Raw genomic sequence first — 24524 nt, 5'->3', positions numbered from 1 at the left:
GACGCCATCAACGACGTAGAGGGGGTTGTTGGAGGAGTTGATGGAGCTGAATCCCCGGATGCGGACGGTGGTGCGTCCGCCGGGTCGTCCCGAGTTGGTGTTGACCTGCACCCCGGGCATACGACCCGACAGTGCCTGGTTCAACGAGGATGTGGGGCGTTCCTGAAGCTGAGCTTCCTTCACGCTGGTGACAGCACCGGTAAGGTCAGACTTTTTGGCGGTACCATAGCCAATAACCACAATCTCATCCAGCACTTTGCTGTCGGCTTTTAGACTAATATTAACCGATGTTTGGTTGCCAACACGCACTTCCTGAGAGACATATCCGACAAAGGAGAAAACGAGCGTTGCGCCACCTGTAGGAATTTCCACCTTGTACCGGCCATCGGCATCGGTAACGGTTCCGCGCTGGGTTCCTTTCAGGATAACGCTCACACCGGGTAAGGCTTCATCTTTTTCATCCGTCACCCGACCCGTGAGTGTACGATCAGCTGTGATGGCACGTTGGTCTGCCAGTGATTTTAAGGGTAGAGGATTTTTAGCATAAGTAAAATTAACACACAATGCCGTCAGTAGTAACTGAGTAATTACTGCGCTGACTAACCTGCCCGGCAGGCTCTGAGGAGGTAAGTGTTTTTTCATAAATAAACTGGTTATAAGACAACAAATGGTGGTAAAGGTAAGTAAAATTGGGTTTTGTGGTATTATTCATAGAATAAATCAGTTGGATGGCGCTAACTACTCATAGCGGCAAAAGAAATAGAGTAAATAGTAGTTGAAAGATGTACTAGAGTTGGACTAGTGAAATATGCTCATAATATAATTAATATATTTTTTTAGGGTAATAGGTATTTTTACTATATGTGTATATTGATTGCGAAAAATAGGTCGAAGGGGCGATCCATTTATAGCAAGCAGTTTAAAGTCTTAAAAGGCGGGGAAGAATAACGGCTTCTTTAGTAGGGATGTAAGGCTTAAGTCTTTACGTAAGAAAACTAAATTGTCTATGCTCCGTCTGACTAGTTGCTTACTTATCTTACTTATTGCCGTTGGTGCAACGGCTCCCGAGCCGGGCTTACGCTTTACCCGTCAGTTTGTGGCTGCTGAGAGCTACGAGTCGGTAGGCGTGTTTGATGTTGATAATGACGATACACTCGATATTGTATCTGGTGATTTCTGGTATAAAGGGCCGGGTTTCTGGAACCGATATCTCATCGGAAATGAGCCCCGAAAAGATCAGTACTATGATGATTTCTCGACTATTCCCCTCGATGTCAATGGCGATGGCCGACTGGATTTCCTGACCGGCGGCTGGTTTGACCAGACGTTGCGGTGGGTTGAAAATCCCGGTAAGAAAAATGCGGTCTGGCCATTGCATGAGATCGGTAAAGTAGGCAATGTAGAAACGACCCGCGCCTGGGATGTGGACGGCGATGGCATCGTTGACATTGTGCCCAATAACCCCAACCATCCGCTAAAGTACATTAAACTAGTGGGCTCCGGCGTCTTTAAAACAGTTACCGTAGCGCCCACGCAGGGGCACGGACTGGGTTTTGGCGACGTGAATGGCGACGGACGGGGCGACCTTATTGTACCGGACGGCTGGCTCGAAGCACCTGTCGATCGGGAGGCTGGCCCCTGGACGTTACATAAGGAGTTCACACTCGGTACGGCTAGTGTACCTATTATTGTTGCCGATGTAAACGGCGATAAGCGGAACGACCTGATCGTAGGGCAGGGGCACAGTTATGGTCTGCACTGGTATGAACAAACGCGCGATGCATCGGGTCAGCGTGGCTGGACAAAGCACCTGATCGACGATAAGAACTCCCAATACCATTGCCTGGAGTGGGTTGATATTACGGGCGATGGGCGTCCTGAGTTACTAACCGGCAAGCGGTTTCGGGCACACAACGGCAACGACCCTGGCGAAAAAGATCCTGTCGGGCTATATTATTTCACCTGGGATGCCTCGAAGAAGCAGTTTATGAAGCATGACATTGCCTATGGTCCGGCAGGAATTGGTAAAGGCACAGGTATCTATTTCGCCGTTGCTGACTTGCACAAAACTGGTCGAAAGGACATTGTTGTTGCTGGTAAGGACGGCCTTTTTGTATTTTTTAACGAAGGAAGCACGAAAAAATAGTGGTTGTTGGTCTATATGGATAGTGGTTTTTGCGTATTTTTATCATTCGTACTTATCTCTTTCCGTAACAATCTAGTTTATGCAGCGTGCTCAATTAAAAGAATTTTACGGCTATGGACTCATTCTGGCCGTACTGACAACTGTTCAGATGTATTCAATTTACGTCGCAACGACGACGGATTTGATTCTCACCTGGAAGCATTACGTAGGCTTTGGCGCAACAGCGCTGGCTGGTATTTTATGGGCGTTCCGAAAGCCTGGCTATCTATTCTACGCCCTCGGACTAACGCTCGTGCTGGGTTACGAAAACCTCATCGGTTTCACGCCTACACTCGATTTCACCGCAACGCGGTACTATTTTAACAATATGGCCTTCCCGGTATCTTATCAGGATTTTTCCATGTACATGCTGCTCATATGGGCATACGTAGCCCACGGGCGCTTGCGTACGATAGTGCAGTCGTTGTTAGTGAAGTAAATGAAATGGGTGGAGTACATGTAATCTGTCAACAGATTACATGTACTCCACCCATTTCATTTACTTCACAGTAACCAAGTTTACGCCGTCAGCGACCAGCCCTGGCGGTAGTCGCGCTTAACGAACTGGTTGGCTTCGTCAAGGTTCGTAATTTTCATGTTTTTGCCGTCCCACGTCAGGCGTTTGCGGCCTGGGTAGTTGAAGCCTTTGCCATCGGCCTTCGGCGTCCGAAGGGTATAACTACGAATAGCCAGGTTACCCATCAGTACCGACTCGGTCAGCGGACCGGCAAAGTCGAACGAAGACGTGAGCGCCTTGTGTTCTTTGCTGTTGAAGCCAGCTTTGCAGGCTTCTGTCCAGAGTACCTGGTGGCCGTTTTCGGGCAGGCCGTTGCTCGGCTTGGGAGCGGCTTCATACTTCTGACCGCTCTTGGTATACAACCGTGGGTCATCACCGTACATGCCGCAAACCAGCAGACCTTTGTCGCCCTGGATCAGCACACCGTTTTCACCATTTTCTGGCATAGGCTCGCCTTCAGGCAGCATTTCTGGCCGGAAAGGACGTAGACCGCCATCCTCCCAGGTCATCGTTATGGCCGACTTATTCTTGGCCGTAGCCGGAAATTTCAACTCTACGTGTGAAGAAGGAGGACATCCTTCGGGAATGTATTCGGGAGTCCAGTCTTTCAGGAACACCTGACCGATACTGGTTTCCACTTCGGTGGGGTAGCCAAGACCAAGAACGCGGAACGGTACATCCATGATGTGACAGCCGATGTCTCCTAGCGCACCAGCACCGAAGTTCCACCAGCCACGCCACTTAAATGGATGATAGGCAGGTGTATAGCCAACTTTTTGAGCGGGCCCGAGCCACAGATCCCAATCCAGGTCGACGGGGGTTTCGGAAGCAGCTTGCGGAACCGGAATACCTTGCGGCCAAACGGGCCGGTTCGTCCACAGGTTTACAGAATGTACGGTGCCCAAGAGACCTTTGTCAAACCATTCCACCATTTGTTTTTGCTGTGGATTGGACGATCCCTGGTTGCCCATCTGGGTAACGACCTTGTATTTACGGGCCGCTTCGGTAAGCATGCGGGCTTCGTAAATGTTGTGGGTCAGGGGTTTCTGCACGTACACGTGTTTGCCGCGTTGCATAGCTGCCATGGCGACAACCGCGTGGGTATGGTCGGCAGTCGACACCGTTACGGCATCGATCGATTTGCCTTCCTTATCCAGCATCTCGCGGAAATCCTTGTAGCGTTTCGCATTGGGGTGCTTTGTGAAGTTTTCCTTCACGCGGGCCAGTCCCCAGTCTACATCGCACAGGGCCACAATGTTGTTGGCACCTTTGTTATAGGAGTTGTTTGTATCACTGAAACCTTTACCACCGAAACCTACTCCGGCAATATTGAGCTTGTCGCTGGGTGCAATAAACCCTTTGCCACCCAGCACATGGCGGGGCACAATGAAAAAGCTTGCCGCAGCCAGGGCTCCGGTTTGCATGAATTGACGCCGTGATGTGCCGGTATTCGTCTGCTCGGGCGAATCCACACGGGGCGTTGACTTATCTGACTGATTCATGAGAAAACAGATATTGAACGGATTGAATAAAGAAAAGCGAAGGGATTGTTTTTTTTACTTTCAGAGGAGTATGTTTTTAAGTCTTGCTCCCGAACAACTCCCCCAGCATCCGCCCAAACTCCGCCTGAAATGGTGCTGTTATTGTTATTATTTCTTCTGAAACAGGGTGAGTAAACTGAATCTGCTGCGCGTGGAGCAGCATGGTGTTCATCTCGAAATGCTCCTTGAATAACTTGTTTTGCTTGTTGCAGCCATGCGGCCGGTCGCCGATGATGGGGTGGAGGATGTGGGCCATGTGCCTGCGCAACTGGTGCATCCGGCCGGTGGTGGGCGTTAACTCCACCAGCGAGTAGCGGGACGTTGCGTGCTTGCCAAAGGGTAGGGGAACCTCCGTTCGCTGGATGGTTTTCAGGTGGGTAACGGCATCCTGAAGTACGCCTAATTGACCACTTCCGTCGTCCTTTCGCAGGGGGTAATCAATTGTTAGTTCATCCAATGTATAACCGCGCACAATGGCCAGGTAGGTTTTATGGACGACTCCATCCATAAACTGTTGCTGCATGATCGAGTTCATGGATTCGGAGAGGGCAAAGAGGAGGACGCCCGCCGTTTTTCGGTCGAGCCGGTGAACGGGGTAGACCCGCTGCCCCAATTGGTCGCGGAGGAGCTGAACGGCGAATTCGCTGGCGTCGCTGGCGATCATCGACCGGTGAACAAGCAAGCCATGCGGTTTATTAATGGCAACCAGTTCCGTATCCTGATACAGTATAGAAAGCGGTTGGGTTGTATTTAGCACTTGATTCATTGCCCGCAAATAGCAAAAAAATACAGACATCGTCTTCTATATGTTTCATATAAGCCTGGCTTATCTACGTGACCGTCCGGTATACAGCTATACACGTTTATGTTTTGGCTTTTTCTGGCTTTGGCTTTTTCTCTTTCCCCTGAACGATACCTATGCTACCGAAAAACCGCCCGGCTCAATCCACATTGCCGTGCGCGATGGCAAAACCGGGAAGCCAACGCCCGTTCGTGTGCGCTTGACGCAAGCGGGTAGACCCGTGAAGGTATTGCCAAACGAAGTCGTCGCGGTGTCGTATGGGCTGTGGGATCATGCCGATGGATATGCCTACCAGCCAGATAGCTCGTTTTATGTGCCCGGTGAGTTTGCCCTTGCCCTGCCAGCGGGCACCTATCAGTTGTCGCTGATGAAAGGCAATGAGTACGTCGAACAACATTATAAGCTGGTTATTAAATCGGGTCAGTCGCTACGAAAAACATACACCCTAACGCGCTGGATCGATATGGCAGCACGGGGCTGGTATTCGGCCGATGATCACATCCATATCCGACGGTCGCCGGGCGAGAACCAAGCGTTGGTGCAGTGGATTCAGGCCGAAGATGTCAATGTGGGCGTCTTGCTGAAAATGGGCGATTTCTGGGAGACCTACTACCCGCAGTATGCATTCGGTTCAACTGGAAATTACCTGAATGGGAACTACCTGCTGACATCCGGACAGGAGGACCCCCGAACGCCCGAGCTGGGCCACGCGCTGGGTTTTGGGGCTACGGGTTCGGTTCGCTACAAACAGGATTATTATTACTACGACAAGGTCTTCGACGAACTTCACAAACGGGGTGGCCTGACCGGCTACGCGCACCAGGCCGAATCGTTTCATGGGTACCGGGGGCTAACACTTGACGGGCTTCGGGGTAAGGTCGACATGCTTGAACTGCTGCAATATTGCGTGTCCGATGAACCCTTGCATACCGCAAACTACTACCGGATGCTCGATCTGGGCTTCCCGCTCACGGCTACGGCGGGTTCCGACTTTCCCTGGTGCGGGCACGACCACGACCACGGTCCGCCGGAACAATCGGCTCGCATTGGCAACGCCCGGTTTTATACCTATGTCGACAAACCATTCAGTTACACAGCCTGGAAAGCAGCTGTGCAGGGGGGCCATACTTTCGTGACCAGCGGACCAATTCTTGATCTGAAGGTCAATAATGCAATGCCCGGCGACCGGCTTACGCTTACCAAAGGCGACAAACTAACGCTAAAAGCCGAAGCATTCGGACATGCGCAACAAACGCCACTCAACGCCCTTGAACTGGTAGTACATGGCAAGGTTATAGGGCGCGTTACGAAAAATGATCCAGGCCAGTCGGCGGACCATCTGACCATTACGCTCGATTTACCTGCTTTAACTCACGGGCTTTGGGTGGCCGCCCGTTGTTATGGTGACGGTAAACAGGCGGCTCATACAACCCCCATTTACGTCAGCGTCGATGGAGGAGGGTTTCATAATCCTGAAACTGTCGGGAGCTATCTGGCACAAAGCGAGCAATACCTCACCGAACTGGAAAAGGAGTTGGACACGCACAGCGATAGCCCGGAGTTTCGGGCGTGGTATTACAAGAAAGGGCTCAAAACCCGAATTGAAGAAACGAGGGAGGTGATTCGGGTTTTGAGAGGGAAGTTGGTAGAGCGTTAACGTCCCATCCAGCCGCCGTCTACGGTGAGGATGGTGCCGTGTACGTAGTTAGCGGCTGAGGAAGCCAGGAAAACGGTCGGCCCTTTGAAGTCATCGGGTTCACCCCAGCGGCCGGCCGGTATCCGGTCCAGGATGGATTTGCTGCGGACGGGGTCGTTGCGTAAGGCTTCGGTGTTGTCTGTGGAGATATATCCCGGGGCAATGGCATTTACGTTTACCCCTTTCGACGCCCACTCATTAGCGAAGGCTTTCACCATACTGCCTATCGCACCTTTGCTGGCGGCATAGCCCGGCACGTTGACGCCCCCCTGAAAGGTCAGCAGAGACGCCGTAAAGATCACCTTTCCGCTTCCGCGTTCGACCATCTCCTTGCCGATTTCGCGGGTGAGGATAAATGGAGCTGTCTGGTTTACGGCAATCACTTCATCCCAGTATTCGTCAGGGTGTTCGGCAGCGGGTTTGCGCAGGATGGTGCCGGCATTATTCACCAGAATATCAATGACAGGGTGATCTTTTTTGACCTGCTCGATAAAAGCGTAGGTAGCGGCCCGATCGCTGAAATCGGCTTGATAGGCGTAGAACTTCCGGCCCAGTGCCTGAACGGCTCCGGCAACGGCGCTGCCTGCCAGCTCCAGGTTGGCCGAAACACCAATAATATCGGCTCCGGCTTCGGCCAGTGCTTCGGCCATGGCTTTGCCAATGCCGCGTTTGCAACCGGTTACTAAAGCCAGTTTGCCTGTTAATGAGAAAGAATTGAGAACTGAATTCATGTAAGTAAGCATGTTTGCCACTCAGTGGCTAGTGTTTATCTAAATCGATAAGGTTTCTAAAAACCTTATCGATTTGTGGTCAGGCTTTTACTTTAGATCGGTTATGGCGCAGAAGTCCATGTCGCCATAGTCGAGGTTTTCGCCCGCCATACCCCAGATAAAGGTATAGTTTGACGTGCCAGACCCGGCGTGGATCGACCAGTTAGGCGAAATGACGGCCTGTTCGTTCTGCATCCAGATATGTCGGGTTTCCTGCGGTTGGCCCATAAAATGACAAACGCTCTGGCCTTCGGGTACTTCGAAATAGAAATACACTTCCATACGCCGGTCGTGGGTGTGGGCGGGCATGGTGTTCCAGACACTACCGGCTTTTAGCTCGGTCATGCCCATCTGCAACTGACAGGTTGGTAATACGCTGTTGACCAGTAGTTTATTTATGATCCGGTGATTGGCCGTTTCCATGCTGCCTAACGTAACCACCTCGGCATCGGTCCGGGAGACCTTACGGGTCGGGTAGCTTTTGTGGGCAGGTGTCGAGTTAAGGTAAAATTTAGCCGGAGCACTTGCATCGTGCGAAACAAATTGAATGGCCTGCGTTCCCTGACCGATGTACAGGGCTTCTTTATAATTGAGGTCGTACGAGGTACCATCAGCAATAATACGGCCAGCGCCCCCTACGTTGATAATTCCCAGTTCACGCCGTTCCAGAAAGTAGCTTGCCTTGAGCTGGTCGGGCGTGTCGAGTGTAACGGGGCCATCAATGGGCATAATTCCACTGGTCAGGTAACGGTCAAAAAACGATAATACCCACTTGAATTGATTGGGAACGAAGAGTGTGTCGATCAGGAAATTTTGCCGCAGTTGCGTCGTATCCATGCCTTTCACTTCGCCCGGCGAAGAAGCATAACGGCTTTCAAAAATAGTCTGGGGTGCGGTTTTGTCATCCGCCACAGGAGTTATTTCAGTTTGCATAGGTGTAAAATTGCCAGGTGGCAATAGAAATTTATTCGTTTTTAAGCGCTGAAGTAAAGCTTAGCTAACTTTGAAAAATACAAGATAATGAGTTGAGGCTGGTCTGGGTAAAAAGCGCTCGTCTGTTATTTTTATTATTCCTGTACTGGGTATTTCACACGAATGTAAAGGGTTAATACAATCTGGTACGTCTTTTTAAGCAGAAAAAATGTGATTTCTCCGCAAGCGTTACTGCAAACGTTTGCGGTAACGCTTGCGAAGTGAAAAAAATTAATCTTAAAAACGTTTTATTTTTCTTCAGATCCGAAAAGCATATATAGTCTGGTTTTGGGGTGAAGTTGAACGGGTTGTGTGGCCCGTCTTTTTAAAATTATATTCGTCTGGTATAGAATAGCGGGTAGTGGAAGAGGCATGGTAAGCATAAGGGTAGTAACTTTTTGGTAAGGGTGTGTATTGTCGAATTTGTTGAATTATTTATTTCTTAATCCGCCACAAGTTGGCCGTAACAAAAGTTTCTGTTGATTTGCTTACATTTCCTCCTCATTCACTGAACTATGCAACCAATTGAATTAGTGGTATTTGATATGGCCGGTACTACTGTAACCGACCATCACGAGGTAGAACGGTGTTTCGCCGAAGCTGCCGTTGAAACGGGTTTGTCGGTTTCCGACGAGCGGATTCTGGCTATGCAGGGGCTCTCCAAACGCTATGTGTTTGAAACACTTTGGAAAGAACAACTCGGTGAAGATAGTCCCGCCGTTCAATCACAGGTTGACATTTCATACGATGCATTCCGTCGTATCCTGGAAAATCACTACCTCACACAGGGCGCTACACCCACCGAAGGTTGCCTTGATGTCTTCGCGTACCTCCATGAACGAGGTATCGCCATTGCGCTCACAACGGGCTTCTACCGGGTAGTAACCGACATCATTCTGGAGAAGCTCGGCTGGCTTAACGGGCTTAACGATGAGCGGATTGGCACAAAAGATAGCCTGCTACAGGTCTCTATTGCCAGTGATGAGGTGGAACGGGGAAGGCCCTATCCCCAAATGATCGAGCGGGCCATGAAACTATTGGACGTTACCAACCCAAAAGCCGTTGTGAACATTGGCGATACACCTTCCGATTTGCTCTCGGGACGGGCCGCCGGGGTAGCGCTGAATCTGGGCCTGACAAATGGTACCCATACCCGTGAGCAACTGGAACAACATCCACACGATCTGTTGCTGGGGTCACTCCGGGAATTACCCGCCCTTCTGGAAAAACATGATTTATCTCTTACCTAATCTGTGCCGTTCGTAAGCCATTTTGGCTACGAAACGAATTTATAAAATGACATCTTCTTACGATCTGATTGTTATTGGTGCCGGTGCACTCGGCACCTTCCATGCCTTCCATGCCGCTAAAGCCGGAAAACGAGTGCTCCTTCTCGAAAAAGACCGCTATCCGATCGGTGCCACCGTTCGCAACTTCGGGCAGGCAGTACCCTCTGGACTGGCTGGGCGGTGGTTCGACTACGGTAGGCGGAGTCTGGAAATCTACCAGGAAATCCAGCAACAGACCGATATAACCGTGCGCCAGAATGGTACGATCTATATAGCCTCCGATGCCGACGAGTGGACACTGGCCAATGAGCTTCATGACCGTTACCAGGGCATTGGTTACACCAGCGAGTTGTGGACAAAAGCGCAGTGCCTGGCCAAGTATCCGACGCTGAAGCCGGATTACGTGGTAGGCGGCATTTATTTCCCGCAGGAGATGAGCGTGGAGCCGGAGCAGATGATTCACCGGTTGATTGCCTTCGCCCAACGAAAGTACGGCGTCGATTACCGGCCCGGTTCGGTAGTTGTCGACGCCCAGTCGACTGCCAGAGGGGCTACCGTTACGCTTAGTAATCGGCAGCAATTTCAGGCGGAGCGGGTCTTTATATGCAGCGGGCACGAGGTTCGGCTGCTGTTTCCCGAGGTGCTGGCTCAGGCCGGGTTGGTGGTTAGTAAATTGCAGATGCTGCTGGTTGAGCCCGTTGCGGGTCTGAATTTACCGGGTAATATCCTGACGGGTCTAACGATTCGTCGGTACGAATCCTTCCAGGAGTGCCCATCTTATGAACGCGTGGTGGCCAACACGCCTGAGCATTTGACCGAACTTAAAAAGTGGGGCATTCATATTCTGTTCAAGCAGGCTACGGATGGATCGATCATTGTGGGCGATTCGCACGAATACGCCGAAGCGACCCAAGCCGAAGATCTTGGCTACCATACGCAGGACTTTATCAATGAGCTGATGCTGACCGAAGCCCGGCGCATTGTGAACCTCCCGCTAACAGTCCGTAAAACGTGGGCCGGGTTTTATAGCCAGACTAAAGACGAAATATTCGAGCATAGCATAGACGATAACATTCAGCTAGTGACAGGAATAGGTGGCAAGGGCATGAGTTCGGGAGCAGGTTATGCAGAAAACAATATACAGAAATGGGTAAAATGAAAATCTGTACATCGGATGCATTTATAATATTCTTATGTTAAGTATTAAGGCAGAATAAATATTCTGCCTTTTTATTTATATACTGGTAATATATCCTTAATATTAAGCCAATAGCCAAATGATACTTTTGCGGAAAATTACTTAAGCAAACTAACCCGTCACACGTATGAAGCTCTGTTTACAATCTTCAGCGCCATGGCAACGGATAATCGTTTCCCGCGATTCACACCGTTTATACATGGCGTTTTTATTTTGCCTGTTATCCGGCCTTTCAGCCGTTGCCCAGACGGTTACCGGACGAGTAACGTCGGGCGATAATAATCAGCCGCTGCCGGGCGTATCCATCGTTGTGAAAGGCACCAATGCCGGTACTACTTCCCGCGCCGATGGTACCTACTCCATCAATGTACAGCCGTCCAGCTCCCTGACATTCTCGTTTATTGGCTACGCAACACAGGAAATTACTGTAGCCAATCGTACCAAACTGGACGTGACGATGGTGGCTGGTGACCGTACATTGACCGAAGTGGTAGTAACGGCCCTCGGTATCAAGAAAGACGTTCGCAACATCGGCGTCTCGATTCAGTCTGTCGATGGTTCGCAACTGCTCAAAGCCCGCGAACCAAACGCAGTCAATGGTCTGGTCGGTAAAGTGGCCGGTCTGACCATCGGTGCCTCCGCCGAACTGCTGCGTCGGCCGAACATCGTGCTGCGTGGTAATACCGATGTTCTGTTCGTAGTAGATGGTGTGCCCATCAATTCCGATACCTGGAATATCAACCCGGACGATATTGACACGTATTCTGTTCTAAAAGGGGCTTCGGCGTCGGCGCTCTATGGTTTTCGGGGTAAGAACGGTGCCATTCTGATTACGACCAAACGCGGTACGAAAGATAAGCGTGGCTTTGCCGTAGATGTAAACACGAGCCAGATGGTGGATAATGGTTTTCTGGCCATTCCTAAAGTACAGGACGAATACGGCCCCGGCGATCACGGCGTTTATGAATTCGTTGACGGTAAAGGAGGTGGTAAAAACGATGGTGACTACGATATCTGGGGTCCCCGTTTCGAAGGACAGCTGATCCCTCAGTACGATAGCCCCATTGATCCCATAACGGGCAAGCGTCAGGGTACGCCCTGGATCGCACGTGGCAAAGACAACCTTAAGCGGTTTCTACAGCCGGGTCTTCTCTCGACCAACAATATATCGGTATCGTCGTCGGGTGAAAAGTATGACCTGCGTTTTTCGGTGTCGCACAACTACCAGCGCGGTTTGGTGCCCAACACCAAGCTGAACAGCACAACCTTTAAAGTATCATCGGGGTATAATTTCTCGAACCGGCTGCGGTTTGAAGGCGATGTGCAGGTAAACCGCCAGTTTACCCCCAACATCCCCGACGTGAACTACGGACCGAACTCCATGATCTATAATATCGTCATTTGGGGTGGTGCTGACTGGGATGTTGATCAATTGAAAAACTACTGGCAGCCAGGTAAAGAAGGTACGCAGCAGATTTACGCTGAATATCAGCGGTATAATAATCCCTGGTTTACGGCCAAGGAGTGGCTACGCGGCCATTACAAAACGGATATCGTTGGTCAGACATCGCTAAAATACAGCATTACCGATGGCCTTGACCTAACGCTGCGAACCCAAGTTTCGACCTGGAACCTACTGCGTAACGAGAAGTTTCCGTACTCGGCCACCAGCTACGGCCGCGAAGAAACGAAAGGCGATTACCGCGAAGACCGCCGGAATCTACTGGATAACAACACCGACTTACTGCTTAAATACAACAAGCGCGTTAGTCCGCTGCTGAACGTAAACGCTATTGCTGGGGGCAACCTGCGGGTGTATAACTACAACTCGAACTACACGTCGACCAACTACTTGAACGTGCCGGGCGTGTATAACTTCGCCAACTCGCTTAACCCGGTCATTGCGTCGAACTTCCAGTCTGACATGCGGGTGCTGTCAGCCTATTACTCGGCTGACTTCACGCTGAAAGATTTCGTAACCCTGTCGACAACGGGCCGGATGGATAAGCTGTCGACGCTGCCCAAAGGTAACAACACGTTCTTTTATCCATCGGTGGCGTTGAGCACGGTATTGTCCGATTACCTGCGGTTACCACAGGCCATTTCGTTCCTGAAATTCCGGGCATCATATGCCAATGTAAAAGACGGTTTGACCCAATCGACCATTGGTGTACCAAACTGGTCGCTGGGTTATGGTGAGCAGTATCAGTCGTCTTATGATGGGCCAACCTATCAAAATGCGGCTGTGTATGGTACACCGTTAACGATCAACAATACTTCAACCGCTTACTTTACCAATGCGCTGAATAACCCGAACATCAAACCCAACAGCACTTCGCAAACCGAAGTTGGCTTAGATGTGCGTTTTCTGAATAACCGCATTGCTTTCGATGCGGCTTACTTCATCAGTGACGACGGTCCACGTATTTTCAACCTGCCTATTTCTGAAACAACCGGCTATTCATCAGCCCTGGTGAACGGTATCAAAACCCAGAAGAAAGGCCTTGAACTGTCATTGACAGGTAAGGTGCTAACAAACCCCAGCGGCCTGAACTGGGATGTGCTCGCCAACTGGTCGACCTATAAAGAGGTGTACAAAGATTTCTACCCGGGCGTAACAGCGCTGAATACCTTCTTTAAAATCGGCGACCGGACGGATAAATACTACACGTCGACGTTTGTCCGCACGCCCGATGGGCAGATCATCAACGATGCCGGTGGTCGACCCATCCGTACAACCGTTGCGCAGTATGTTGGCAACATCAACCCGGATTGGGTATTTGGTTTGAACAACCGGTTCAGCTACAAGAACCTCACGTTTAGCTTCCAGGTCGATGGGCGTGTTGGGGGCGTTATTTCCGACTACGTAGAACAAAAAACCTGGGCCGGTGGCCGCATCATCAACACCGTACAAGGTGATATGGGCGTGGCTCGACTGAACGATACGAAAGGTATTAAGTCGTATCTGGGGGAGGGCGTACAGGTGAGTAACGGTGCCGTCATAAACTATAATTCAGATGGTTACGTGACCAACTATGCGGAGTTGCAGTTCAAACCAAATGAAACGAAAGCATTTTTGCAGGATTACATTGCCCGGCGGTATGGGTTCGATGGGGGCACTATGATTAGTCGGACCTACGTAAAGCTTCGCGAAGTAGTCCTTGGCTATTCACTGCCTCAGACATTCACCAGCCGCCTGGGTATCAAGCAGGCATCAGTTTCCCTGGTGGCCCGTAATCTGCTCTACTTTGCTGAAAGGAATGATATCGACATCGACCAATTCACCAGCGGTGGCCGTTCGGACCTGCAAACGCCAACCACTCGCCGGTATGGTATCAACCTGAATCTGACATTCTAATCCGTTGGAATTTAACGTCTATTAGCTAGTTGAGTGAACAGGTTATTACACAGAGACACGCTGAGACACAACTAATCACTAAATATGAAACTCAATAAACTCTTTATACTCTCGTTAACGACGCTGACTCTAACCCTATTGGGTTGCGAGAAGTCGTTTGACGAACTCGAAAAGGACCCTAACCGGGCAGTGAACGCACCGGCTTCACTCGTATTGAAGGGCATCCTGAACGATATGTACAACAGCGGGAACAGCCCATCCGGTTTTTCAGGCGTTACCAACCAACCCTGGGGTGCCGAGCAACGCTACAATCAGTTCTACGCCAGCAACTACGATTACTACTCGACCAATGAGTATAACTGGACCACCACGAACCTGAATTACTTCACGCTGAAAGACGTGATCAAAATGGAGCAGGAGGCCAAACGGGCGGGTGCAGCCGATGTGAATCCGTACTCCGCTTTAGGTAAGTTTTTTCGAGCGTATTTCTACGAAAATATGACCCGGCGCGTGGGCGATATTCCATTGACTGAAGCGTTGAAGGACTTGGGCAACCTGACGCCCAAATACGACTCGCAGAAGTCGGTCTATGTCCAGATTTTGAAATGGCTGGACGATGCCAATACCGATATGGCGGCTATTATCACCAAAGGCGACAACACGCTGGCGGGCGATTTCTACCTGAACAACGATCTGCGGAAATGGCAGAAGATCATCAACGCCTACCGGATTCGTGTACTGATCAGCCTAAGCAAAAAAGAAGGGGATACTGATCTGGCCATCAAGCAAAAATTTGCTGAAATCATCGGAAATTCGACGAAGTACCCACTGCCAGCGGGCCTGAGCGATAACCTCCAGTATATCCACAATAGCACTCAGAGCAAGTACCCACGCAATCAGGATAACTTCGGCCAGAGCGCTACCCGCGAAAACATGGCTAAAACCTATATCGACCTGCTGGTAGACCGTAAAGATCCACGCCTTTTTGTGGTTGCAGAACCTGCTTCGGCTAAAATAGCGGCTGGATTGAAACCAACGGATTTTGCTGCGTTCGTTGGCGCTTCGTCGGGCGAAGATTTGCAGGATATGGCGACCAAAGTGCTGAAAGGTGAGTATTCTTTCCAAAACCGGAAACGTTACTACACCTCTTATGTGGGCGAGCCAGTGTTCATTATCGGCTATCCTGAACTGATGTTCAACATTGCTGAAGGGATCAACCGGGGCTGGGCTACGGGTGATGCTGCTGACTATTATCAAAAAGGTATTGCGGCTTCCATGGAGTTTTACGGTCTGAAAGAAGGGGATAACACAGTAACCTTTTCGAAGGATGGCGGTATCTTCAACTTTAACGCGTACACACTTAAAATTAGCCTAAACGATTATCTGACGCAGCCATCGGTAAAGTATGCCGGGAATAACACGACGGGCCTGACCCAGATTCTGACCCAGAAATACATCGCTTTCTTTCAGAATTCCGGAATGGAAGCTTTTTATAACCAGCGCCGTACGGGTGTACCGACTTTCCTGACGGGTGTAGGTACCAGTAATAGCGGCCGGATTCCAAAACGCTGGCTGTATCCGCAAAGCGAACGGACCACCAACGGCGACAACCTTAAATCCGCCCTGACAACCCAGTATGGTGGTAATGATGATATAAACGCTACTATGTGGCTTTTACAGTAATAAGCGAGTTGTTTCGACACAGAGATACACAAAGAGTAAAAGAGATCCACGGAGTATTCCTTTAATCTCTTTTACTCTTTGTGTATCTCTGTGTCGAAACGTAATAATGTGTACATCATGAACCGCAGAACCCTCCTCAAATCGGCTGCTTTATTGCCCGCCATTGCTACCGAAGCAGCGATTTCACCCAATCTGGTCCGTAAACGTTCCGTTCGCTTTGCGTATTTGGGCGACACGCACATTACGCCAGAAACCAAGCCCATCGAAAGCATCGCTAAATGCTTTCATCATGTACAAAAACAAGTTGATAAGCCCTCGTTTATCCTGCATGGTGGCGACGTGATCATGGACGCGCTGGCCGAAGATCGGCAAAAGGTACAGCAGCAGTGGGATGCCTGGAACGGACTCGTAAAAGCCGACAACTCGCTGCCCATCGAGTATTGTATCGGCAATCACGACATTTGGGGCTTTGAGAATGCCAAGAGTGATCTGCTTTATGGCAAAAAATGGGCCATCGACCAGATGAAGATAAGCGGCCGCTATCGTAGTTTCGATCGGAACGGCTGGCATTTTATCATCCTCGACAGTGTACAACCCAAGCCCAACGGCAAATGGTACACCGGTTACATCGACAGCGAGCAAATGGACTGGCTAAAAGCTGATTTAGCCAAAACTAATCCGAAAACGCCCATTCTGGTCCTGTCACACATTCCAATCTTCAGTCCGACCGGGTTTTTCAGTGAGACGAACGTGAAAGAGGGCATCTGGAACATATCGGCGGGCCTTGTCCTGGCTAATACACCCGACCTGCTGAAGTTATTCTATCAATACCCCAATGTAAAAGCCGCCCTGAGCGGCCATATGCATTTGCTGGATCGGGTTGAGTACAATGGCGTTACGTACCTTTGCAACGGAGCCGTTAGCGGAAACTGGTGGAAAAGTGATGTTTACCAGCAAACGAAAGCCGGTTACGCTCTCTTTGATTTATACGACGACGGAAGCATAGAACGAACGTACCTCTCCTATATGTAATTATGGAAACCATTGCCAACCTCTTTGCCCAGGGCGGTGACGACGCCTACTTCGGCGAGCCGATCACTCAGCTCGAACACGCGCTTCAATGCGCTCAACTCGCTGAGGAAGCGGGTGCTGATGACGATACTATTGTAGCCGCTTTTCTGCACGACATTGGCCATCTGTTGCCGCCCGATATGGCTGGCGGATACATGGATGGCTACGGCACCGTTGATCACGAGCGCCTGGGAGCCGATTACCTGCGGGAGCGGGGCTTCTCGGAGAAAGTGGCGCAACTGATCGAAAACCACGTAAACGCCAAGCGATATCTGGTCTACAAAAACCCTGGTTACTTTGATCGCTTGTCTGAAGCAAGCTTGAAAACGCTGGAGTTTCAGGGTGGACCGATGACAGCCGCCGAAGCTATGCTGTTTGAAACGAATCCTTTTTTCAAGGGGATTCTATTAATGCGAACCTGGGATGAACAGGCCAAAATACCCGGTTTGCCAACCCCCAGTATCGACTATTATATGTCGATTGTTGAGCGTAATACCAACCGGGTCGATTAGGTTGTACGTTGGGTGGTTTCGATTCTGTACAACGGACCAGGCCGCCCGCGCGGTGGTACTCCGTTGTACAGAATTGAACCCTAATCAGTGACCTACTAAACCTTTCCTTTACCCACCTTTTCACTAGCCCTGCTATGAAGTACCTTTCCATTTTTGCACTTCTTCTGGCATCTGTTTATGCCTCGGCTCAACCCGCCCGCACCACGGCGGCAGCGGCCAAAGCAAAAACCTACACCACCTTACAGGTACCCGGTAGGGCTGAGTTTTCTAGAATAGACGTCAATGGGAAATCGGTGCTGCCCAGCGGCCGATATGTAACTCCGGCGGGCCAAACACTTCGCATCTCTAATGACCCGTTTGGGCTGGCCATCGCTCCCAATGGGCGGAAAGCTGTTTCCCTGCACGATGGTGTGCTAACTGTTTTTAACTTAGCTAGTTTACAGGCTACCCGAATTCCCGATTATGCCGGTACCATTCCACCTGCCCTGAAAGCGGGTTCGTTTCTGGGCGTGGCCTTTGCGCCCGATAATCGCACGGCCTACCTCAGTAACGGCGATAAAGGGCGGGTGCTGGTCTTTGATACCGAACAACTAAGAACAATCGACAGCATCAGTCTCGACGGTAACGGCTATACCGATAGCTTTACGTCTGATCTTCTCCTCAACGGCAACGAGCTTCTGGTGCTAGACAGGGCCAACTTCCGAATGGTACGCATTGATCTGGCTAACAAGCATATTAAGGCGTCTATTCCTACAGGTCGGCAACCTTTCGGTCTTGCCATCAGCCCCGACCGCAAATTGGCTTTCGTAGCCAACGTTGGCTTGTACGCTTACCCAAAAGTACCAGGCGTAACCAAAACCAATAAGGATACAATGGCGCTCAAATTCCCACCGTATGCTGCTCATACCAAAGAGTCGGCGGAAGGGGTGGAGGTAGAAGGTCGGCGGATTCCGGGACTGGGCAGCCCCCTGGCCGATGAAGCCATGAGCGTCTGGACGGTGGACCTAAGCACAAACAAAGTTGTTTATAAAGCCAAGACTGGTGTGCAGATCGGTGAGATGATCGAAGAAGCCGAAGTTGTTGGCGGGTCTTCCCCGAACTCGGTCGTGGTAGGTAGCCGGTATGCCTACGTGTCGAATGCAACCAACGACAATATCTCTATCTTGGACTATAAACCCACCAGCCGGTCAGCTAAACGACTGGTCGGTACGATTTCTCTAAAGGTCGACCCGAAGCTGGACCGCTACCGGGGCCTGATGCCCTTTGGAATGGCCCTCACAAAAGACCAGAAAACCTTATATGTTGCCTTGCTGGCCCTCAACGCAGTGGCCGTTGTCGATATACCCACGCGCAAAGTCACCGGGCTGATTCCAACGGGCTGGGGCCCAACGCGCGTGGCATTATCGCCGGATGAAAAGACCGTCTATGTTGTATCGGCGCGTGGGCACGGAGCCGGGCCGAATGGGGGTGCTACCTTCGTGAAACCACCACAGGGAACCTACATTGGCGACATTCAATTAGGTACCTTTCAGGCTGTTCCGGTGCCGGATGCAGCTCAGCTGGCGACTTATACAAAACAGGTGCTGGCCAATACCTACGAAACCGTTACCCTCACCGACGATGGCCGAAACCCATTGCCCGTATTGCCCAAAACCCGCCAGTCGCCCATAAAGCACATCGTGTACATCACGAAAGAAAACCGGACATTTGACGAAGTACTGGGGCAGCTGAAAACCGCCAATGGCGACTCAACACTAGCCCGTTTTGGCGAAGGTGTCACCATCAGAACCCGCGTCTCGACAAGTCGGGGTACCAGCGGACGCACGACCGATAGCGCCGTAGACAGTGTGCGTGTGACGGGTGCCGACGTTATGCCCAATCATATCCGTGTAGCCCGGCAATTTGCTTTCTCCGACAATTTCTATTGCGATTCTGACGCCAGTATTCACGGCCACCATTGGATGCTGGGCACTATTCCCAACGAATGGGTGGAGGCCAATGCCGCTTCGGAAGGGCGATTCGATATGGATTCCAAAGCGCCCGGTCGGCGGTTTCCCAAAGCGTCCGGCGCTATCGACCCCGAAGATTATAACGAAATCGGCGGACTCTGGGAAGCCTTCGAGCGCAACAAGGTCTCAATGTATAATTTTGGCCAGGTCAATGAATTTGCCGGAAATATAGAAGAATGGACAACCACGCAGTTTGGCGCGGCTCAGTCGGTGGTGTTTCCGATGCCGAAAGCCGTTTATCCGCACACCTCGCGCGACTTTGCCGGATACAACACCAACGTGCCCGACCAGTATCGAATGGAGCAGTTTGAGCGGGAGTTTACGGCCAAGTGGATAAAGGGGAAAGAGAAAATGCCCCAGTTTGTGACCATGCAGATACCGAACGATCACGGGGCTGGCCCTCGTCCTGATTTCGCTTACCCGTATCTGCATTCGTACATGGCCGATAACGATCTGGCGGTTGGCCGGGTGCTACATTTCCTGTCGCGCACCAAATACTGGAAAAACATGCTCGTCATCATCACCGAAGATGACCCGCAGGGGGGCGTCGACCATATCGATGCGCACCGGTCGATCCTGCTGATGGCCGGGCCGTACGTAAAGCGGGGCTATGTGTCGCACACGCACGCCAACTTCGGGTCGGTGCTGAAAACGATGTACAACATCCTCGGTGTTCCCTACGTAAACCAGTATGACCAGACGGCCTCGCTGTTACAGGATTTCTTCACCGATAAACCTGATTTCCGACCTTACGAGGTGGTACTGCCCGATAGCCGGGTGTTTGATCCGCAGGCGGCCATGAAACCCTACAAAAAAGTCTTCGACTGGCGCAAAATCCAAAAAGGTCCCGAAATGGATGACCGTGCCGACCAGCGTGCCGAACATTACCGCCAGCAGAACGGCGAGTATTGATGTAGTACCGACCGTCGATGCGTCGAACCGTCCCGGTCGGGTGTATGGGGAGTTGTAAAGTGCGGGGACATTACGTGTACAATGGACTAGTAATCCATTGTACACATAGCGTAAGAGGCCGATTTTATTTTATCTTGCGTTCTTACGAGACCCATTTTTCGCGATCAAAAATTCTTTATAACTCTTACGCATCAATATTAACGCAACCTATTTGTGAAATCTCCCGCTTTTTTACGCAACCCAACGGCATTTATGCTCTTTGGTGCCACGGCTGCGTTTTCTACGTATGCCTGCATGTATGCCTTCCGAAAAGGCATTACCGCCGTAACGTTCGAAGGGATGGCCTTCGCGGGTATTAGTTACAAAATATGGCTCGTTACGGCGCAGGTGTTTGGCTATGCCGTGTCGAAAGGTATCGGGGTGAAGGTTGTGTCCGAAATGTCGCCGGGTCGTCGGGCCGTTAGCTTGCTGTTTTTTGTAGGATTCGCCCTGCTGGCTCTCCTTGGTTTTGCGCTGGTTCCAGCTCCCTATAACATTATCTTTTTGTTCCTGAACGGATTACCGTTAGGCATGGTCTACGGCACGATGATTGGCTTTCTGGAAGGTCGGCGGCAAACGGACGGGCTGGTGGCCGGGTTGACAGCCTCGTTTATTTTCGCGTCGGGATTCGTGAAAACGGTAGCCCTCACCATCCGGGCCGACTGGGGCGTGTCGGAGTTTTGGCTACCCTTCGTGACGGGTATGCTGTTTGTATTGCCCATGCTGATTTCAGTATACGCCCTAACTTTACTGCCGCCCCCCACCGACGAAGACCGTGCCCTGCGTACCGAGCGCAAGCCTATGGACGGTGCCGAACGCCGGGCGTTTGTCCGCAACTTCAGACCGGGTTTGATCTTACTGATTGCCTCCTATGTGCTCCTTTCAGCCTTTCGCGATTTTCGCGATAACTTCGGCCCTGAAATTCTCAAGGATGCGGGTGTAGAAAACCCTGGCATTTTCGCCAAAACCGAAACGCTGGTCGCCCTTGGTATTCTGGTAGTGATGGCGTTGCTCCAGCGCGTAACCCAAAACTTCCGGGCCTTTGCCCTGCTCAACGGACTCATGCTACTGGGGGGCGCTCTGGTCGGCCTAAGTACCTATGCGTACTCGACGGGGGCACTCTCCGCCGGAAATTGGTTTCTGCTGACAGGTCTGGGGCTATATATGGCGTATGTACCCTGCAATGGCCTTTATTTCGAGCGGCTGATTGCGTCTTTTCGGTACGTGAGCACGGTCGGTTTTATGGTCACCCTGGCCGACTGGTACGGGTATCTGGGTAGCGTTGGTGTGTTACTCTATAAAAACTTCGGCCATGCCGACATTAGTTACCGAGAATTCTTTATGGATGGTGCCTACATTCTGTCAATAGTGTATGGGGTGTTGGTGATTGGTTCGTTTATCTACTTCCAGCGCAGGTATAGCGCTGAGTTGACGGTTCGGGTAGCGGAAGGTGTGGTTTAATGGCAAAATGACGAGCGAACCAGTCCGGCGTCGTGATGTGCTTTATCCTGAATCTGTGTCCGTATAGACTCAGGATAAAGCACATTTTATGTCTACAGTGGCAAGCTTAACCCAATGGATTGTTGCCCATGCTTCTTTGCCGATCAATTGGTGGATCTATTTTTTGGTAAGGTTAGCCTGAATGTGGTGCCCAAACCTAACTGGCTTTCAACATTTATTGTGCCTTGCTGTAACTCGACAAACTTTTTAGCAATGGATAGTCCAAGGCCAGAACCCGGTACGGCTGAAGCATTGCTTGCCCGATAAAAATCTTCAAATAGGTAAGAGATATCATTTTTAGAGATACCAATTCCTTCATCCACGACCTTAATAACTATTTCATTGTCTAGGGATTCCAGCATTATTTTTGGACTCTTTTGTGAAAACTTTAAGGCGTTAGATAATAGGTTTACTAAAACATGCTCCATGAGAGCTACATCTAAAAAAATTAACATGCGAGGCTTCTCGTGATTTAATTCTACTTTTCTGCCTTGCAGGTTATCTACAAAATAAGCGTTGATGATTTTTTGGCAAAATTCAACTAAGTCAATTTGTTCGAAATATACCTTTACTTTACCAGCTTCAATTTTACCCAGAATCAACATATCGTTTATGAGATTGCCATATTTCTTAATTTCATTTTGAATAATGTTAAGGTGTCGATGGATTGATGATGATTTATCTGAGGGTGCCTGTAAGTAATTATTTATTAAGTCAACACTAGTTTGCATCGTGCTCAGAGGAGTTTTGAATTGATGCGAAACCATTGACACAAACATACTTTTGAGCTTATTTATTTCCTTTTCCTGTTCTAAAGCTAATTGCAGGGACTCTACTTTTTTTTTCCCTTCTGTAATATCTGTAGCAATGCCCATGCGGTGAATAATAGTACCCTCAGTGTCGGCCAACGTAAGTAGTTTAGCCTCTAACCAGCGATAAGTTTGGTCTGAGAGTTTAATTCTGAATTCAATTGTCAGGTTTTTTTCAGTGGGCATTTCATAAAGTTGCATCAAAAATGGTTGATCATCAGGATGAATAAACTTAAAAAGGGAATTTGAATCGGTTCGCAGTTGATCTATTTTATAACCAGTAAATTTTTCGAAGTAAGAGTTGATATATAAAAATTTAAGTTCTTTCGGATCCCTGATCCATATAATGCTATTGATATTTTCCGCAATCTCTTTTAACAATGTTTGTTCATCGGACATAGACTGATGAAGCTCTGGCTGTTCTGCTATATATATGATCGTTCCTGTATAGCCAGTAATAGTATCATCGTCATCTCGGTCAAGCCACACGGATAGTTCAACCGAGCATGTCCCGCCATCTTTTTTTAGACAGTCTACCGTTGTTCGATCAAATCCTGCCTTTGCGTGAAAATTTTCTGAGAATAAATGGGAAATCAGTTGCTCATCTTCTGTATGGATAAAGTCGAAAAATGGTCGTCCCAGACTTTCTGCCTTTGTGAAACCTGTAATTCTTTCCCAGGCTTCGTTTAAAAAACTCCAATTTTCTTCTAAATCGACTTGAAAAACTACTTGCTTAAACTTATCAGCTATACTTCGATAGATAAGCTTACTTTCCTGTATGGCTTTTTCTACGATAACGGTATCTGTTATATCGTTTGCAGAACCAGGCATATGGAAGGATAGACCATTTTTATTCCTGATTGAAGCAGGCTGGTTTTCTATGTATGATAAACTGCTTTCAGCGTTAATGATATATCGATCCTGTTGTGGATCAAACTGCCGGTTATCCAAACCTGCCAACTGGGTTACTTGTTTTAATAGCAGCTTTGTATACCGTAACTGATTCTCTACATTATCTAAGCGTATACTAAGAGCTATATTTTGATTCTCATCGAAATTTTTTTCCTGCTGATTGACAGGATAGTGTAGCTGGCCAATGATGCCAATGGGTGATTGACTCAAATTAAGTCCAACTGAGTAACCAGATTCCAGGGCAAGATGATAGAAGCCCTCTCCTTTTTTTGAAAAGTCACTGAAAATGGGGGCGATATCAACATTACCGAATTCTAATAGACTTTGTTTGAAAGAGTCACCTATGTGCCACTCTGTCCCGGCCATTTTTAACAAATTACCCGCCGATTCACTGATCCAGGAGATTGTTAAATTTGAGCCAGTCTGTTCCTCTTGTATGGAACCTTTAAGCGTAAGCAAGCCAGGTAAATTGGGCGCAAAAAACGCACTGGGTCTCAGTGGTTTATCTGATAAACTATTTTTCATGTATACGCTAAAAATAAAAAGGTTATAACAAGTGTATTCATTGCTAATTTAAGTAATTATGCTATGTTGAGCGTAAATACTCGATGTATTAGGTAATTATGACCCTTGTTAATGTCATTTCGCGTATTGATTAACTAGTTTACTCTGTTCCGGGTAAGATGAATAGGATAGTTAAATAGGTTATTGAACTGTAATTGGGGCTCTTACTGTATGTTACTTTTGTT

The 24524-nt window shown here is 49.5% G+C and carries 17 protein-coding genes; 11 read left to right on the top strand and 6 right to left on the bottom strand.

Annotated elements, in window-relative coordinates:
• A partial coding sequence (locus tag NT073_RS21850; protein ID WP_297377676.1) for a carboxypeptidase-like regulatory domain-containing protein occupies positions 1 to 642 on the bottom strand: 642 nt, incomplete at its 3' end.
• Between the two features lie 364 nt (positions 643 to 1006).
• On the opposite strand from NT073_RS21850, the gene NT073_RS21845 reads away from it, so the two are divergent.
• Both NT073_RS21845 and NT073_RS21840 read left to right on the top strand, forming a co-directional pair.
• Positions 1007 to 2146 (top strand): VCBS repeat-containing protein, encoded by a 1140-nt coding sequence (locus NT073_RS21845; protein ID WP_297377674.1) that lies wholly within the window; start codon positions 1007 to 1009, stop codon positions 2144 to 2146.
• Positions 2147 to 2225: 79 nt separating this feature from the next.
• Positions 2226 to 2624, top strand: coding sequence for a hypothetical protein (locus NT073_RS21840; protein ID WP_297377672.1), 399 nt, complete (start codon positions 2226 to 2228; stop codon positions 2622 to 2624).
• A gap of 80 nt (positions 2625 to 2704) precedes the next feature.
• Here NT073_RS21840 and NT073_RS21835 read toward each other — a convergent pair whose 3' ends face one another.
• Both NT073_RS21835 and NT073_RS21830 read right to left on the bottom strand, forming a co-directional pair.
• The gene (locus NT073_RS21835) at positions 2705 to 4204 is read right to left on the bottom strand and encodes a Gfo/Idh/MocA family oxidoreductase (RefSeq protein WP_297377670.1); all 1500 of its coding nucleotides are present in this window, start codon (positions 4202 to 4204) and stop codon (positions 2705 to 2707) included.
• Positions 4205 to 4280: 76 nt separating this feature from the next.
• Positions 4281 to 5009 (bottom strand): pseudouridine synthase, encoded by a 729-nt coding sequence (locus tag NT073_RS21830; protein WP_297377668.1) that lies wholly within the window; start codon positions 5007 to 5009, stop codon positions 4281 to 4283.
• Between the two features lie 40 nt (positions 5010 to 5049).
• Here NT073_RS21830 and NT073_RS21825 point away from each other — a divergent pair, with 40 nt between their 5' ends.
• Complete coding sequence (locus tag NT073_RS21825; RefSeq protein ID WP_297377667.1) at positions 5050 to 6702, top strand: CehA/McbA family metallohydrolase; 1653 nt, start codon at positions 5050 to 5052, stop codon at positions 6700 to 6702.
• On the opposite strand, the gene NT073_RS21820 is transcribed toward NT073_RS21825, so the two are convergent.
• Together NT073_RS21820 and kduI are read right to left on the bottom strand one after the other, a co-directional pair.
• On the bottom strand, positions 6699 to 7472 hold the full coding sequence (locus tag NT073_RS21820) for an SDR family NAD(P)-dependent oxidoreductase (protein ID WP_297377665.1): 774 nt from the start codon (positions 7470 to 7472) through the stop codon (positions 6699 to 6701). The genes NT073_RS21825 and NT073_RS21820 overlap by 4 nt on opposite strands.
• Before the next feature lie 87 nt (positions 7473 to 7559).
• Positions 7560 to 8444: a 5-dehydro-4-deoxy-D-glucuronate isomerase gene (kduI, locus tag NT073_RS21815; RefSeq protein WP_297377663.1), complete on the bottom strand. Its 885-nt coding sequence runs from the start codon at positions 8442 to 8444 to the stop codon at positions 7560 to 7562.
• 554 nt (positions 8445 to 8998) lie between these two features.
• Between kduI and NT073_RS21810 the strand changes: the two genes are divergently transcribed.
• The 8 genes from NT073_RS21810 to NT073_RS21775 all read left to right on the top strand — a co-directional run bounded on the left by NT073_RS21810 (position 8999) and on the right by NT073_RS21775 (position 22015).
• Positions 8999 to 9733 (top strand): HAD family hydrolase, encoded by a 735-nt coding sequence (locus NT073_RS21810; protein ID WP_297377660.1) that lies wholly within the window; start codon positions 8999 to 9001, stop codon positions 9731 to 9733.
• 46 nt (positions 9734 to 9779) lie between these two features.
• Positions 9780 to 10931 carry a TIGR03364 family FAD-dependent oxidoreductase gene (locus NT073_RS21805; RefSeq protein WP_297377658.1) on the top strand — a complete coding sequence of 384 codons (1152 nt, stop codon included), beginning with the start codon at positions 9780 to 9782 and terminating at the stop codon, positions 10929 to 10931.
• 238 nt (positions 10932 to 11169) lie between these two features.
• The gene (locus NT073_RS21800; protein WP_297377685.1) at positions 11170 to 14328 is read left to right on the top strand and encodes a SusC/RagA family TonB-linked outer membrane protein; all 3159 of its coding nucleotides are present in this window, start codon (positions 11170 to 11172) and stop codon (positions 14326 to 14328) included.
• A gap of 84 nt (positions 14329 to 14412) precedes the next feature.
• The gene (locus NT073_RS21795) at positions 14413 to 16011 is read left to right on the top strand and encodes a SusD/RagB family nutrient-binding outer membrane lipoprotein (RefSeq protein WP_297377656.1); all 1599 of its coding nucleotides are present in this window, start codon (positions 14413 to 14415) and stop codon (positions 16009 to 16011) included.
• Positions 16012 to 16128: 117 nt separating this feature from the next.
• Entirely contained in the window at positions 16129 to 17043 is a 915-nt protein-coding gene (locus NT073_RS21790) for a metallophosphoesterase (RefSeq protein ID WP_297377654.1), read from the top strand.
• 2 nt (positions 17044 to 17045) lie between these two features.
• The gene (locus tag NT073_RS21785; RefSeq protein ID WP_297377652.1) at positions 17046 to 17594 is read left to right on the top strand and encodes an HD domain-containing protein; all 549 of its coding nucleotides are present in this window, start codon (positions 17046 to 17048) and stop codon (positions 17592 to 17594) included.
• Positions 17595 to 17728: 134 nt separating this feature from the next.
• Positions 17729 to 20515 carry a phosphoesterase gene (locus tag NT073_RS21780; protein ID WP_297377650.1) on the top strand — a complete coding sequence of 929 codons (2787 nt, stop codon included), beginning with the start codon at positions 17729 to 17731 and terminating at the stop codon, positions 20513 to 20515.
• Between the two features lie 213 nt (positions 20516 to 20728).
• Entirely contained in the window at positions 20729 to 22015 is a 1287-nt protein-coding gene (locus NT073_RS21775) for a DUF5690 family protein (RefSeq protein ID WP_297377648.1), read from the top strand.
• A 143-nt stretch (positions 22016 to 22158) separates the two neighbouring features.
• On the opposite strand, the gene NT073_RS21770 is transcribed toward NT073_RS21775, so the two are convergent.
• Positions 22159 to 24300 (bottom strand): PAS domain-containing sensor histidine kinase, encoded by a 2142-nt coding sequence (locus NT073_RS21770; RefSeq protein ID WP_297377646.1) that lies wholly within the window; start codon positions 24298 to 24300, stop codon positions 22159 to 22161.
• Between the last annotated feature and the right edge of the window lie 224 nt (positions 24301 to 24524).

Source organism: Spirosoma sp. (assembly GCF_026391055.1).
In the GTDB taxonomy this organism is placed as follows: Bacteria; Bacteroidota; Bacteroidia; order Cytophagales; family Spirosomataceae; genus Spirosoma.
The sequence above is the reverse complement of the archived record's forward strand: the minus strand, read 5'-3'. Positions and strand labels throughout refer to the sequence as shown.

Bases quoted from the DNA above. Each gene is read 5' to 3' on its own strand.
- NT073_RS21845 (WP_297377674.1), top strand. From the start codon at position 1,007: ATGCTCCGTCTGACTAGTTGCTTACTTATCTTACTTATTGCCGTTGGT.
- NT073_RS21840 (WP_297377672.1), top strand. From the start codon at position 2,226: ATGCAGCGTGCTCAATTAAAAGAATTTTACGGCTATGGACTCATTCTG.
- NT073_RS21835 (WP_297377670.1), bottom strand. From the start codon at position 4,204: ATGAATCAGTCAGATAAGTCAACGCCCCGTGTGGATTCGCCCGAGCAG.
- NT073_RS21830 (WP_297377668.1), bottom strand. From the start codon at position 5,009: ATGAATCAAGTGCTAAATACAACCCAACCGCTTTCTATACTGTATCAG.
- NT073_RS21825 (WP_297377667.1), top strand. From the start codon at position 5,050: ATGTTTCATATAAGCCTGGCTTATCTACGTGACCGTCCGGTATACAGC.
- NT073_RS21820 (WP_297377665.1), bottom strand. From the start codon at position 7,472: ATGAATTCAGTTCTCAATTCTTTCTCATTAACAGGCAAACTGGCTTTA.
- kduI (WP_297377663.1), bottom strand. From the start codon at position 8,444: ATGCAAACTGAAATAACTCCTGTGGCGGATGACAAAACCGCACCCCAG.
- NT073_RS21810 (WP_297377660.1), top strand. From the start codon at position 8,999: ATGCAACCAATTGAATTAGTGGTATTTGATATGGCCGGTACTACTGTA.
- NT073_RS21805 (WP_297377658.1), top strand. From the start codon at position 9,780: ATGACATCTTCTTACGATCTGATTGTTATTGGTGCCGGTGCACTCGGC.
- NT073_RS21800 (WP_297377685.1), top strand. From the start codon at position 11,170: ATGGCGTTTTTATTTTGCCTGTTATCCGGCCTTTCAGCCGTTGCCCAG.
- NT073_RS21795 (WP_297377656.1), top strand. From the start codon at position 14,413: ATGAAACTCAATAAACTCTTTATACTCTCGTTAACGACGCTGACTCTA.
- NT073_RS21790 (WP_297377654.1), top strand. From the start codon at position 16,129: ATGAACCGCAGAACCCTCCTCAAATCGGCTGCTTTATTGCCCGCCATT.
- NT073_RS21785 (WP_297377652.1), top strand. From the start codon at position 17,046: ATGGAAACCATTGCCAACCTCTTTGCCCAGGGCGGTGACGACGCCTAC.
- NT073_RS21780 (WP_297377650.1), top strand. From the start codon at position 17,729: ATGAAGTACCTTTCCATTTTTGCACTTCTTCTGGCATCTGTTTATGCC.
- NT073_RS21770 (WP_297377646.1), bottom strand. From the start codon at position 24,300: ATGAAAAATAGTTTATCAGATAAACCACTGAGACCCAGTGCGTTTTTT.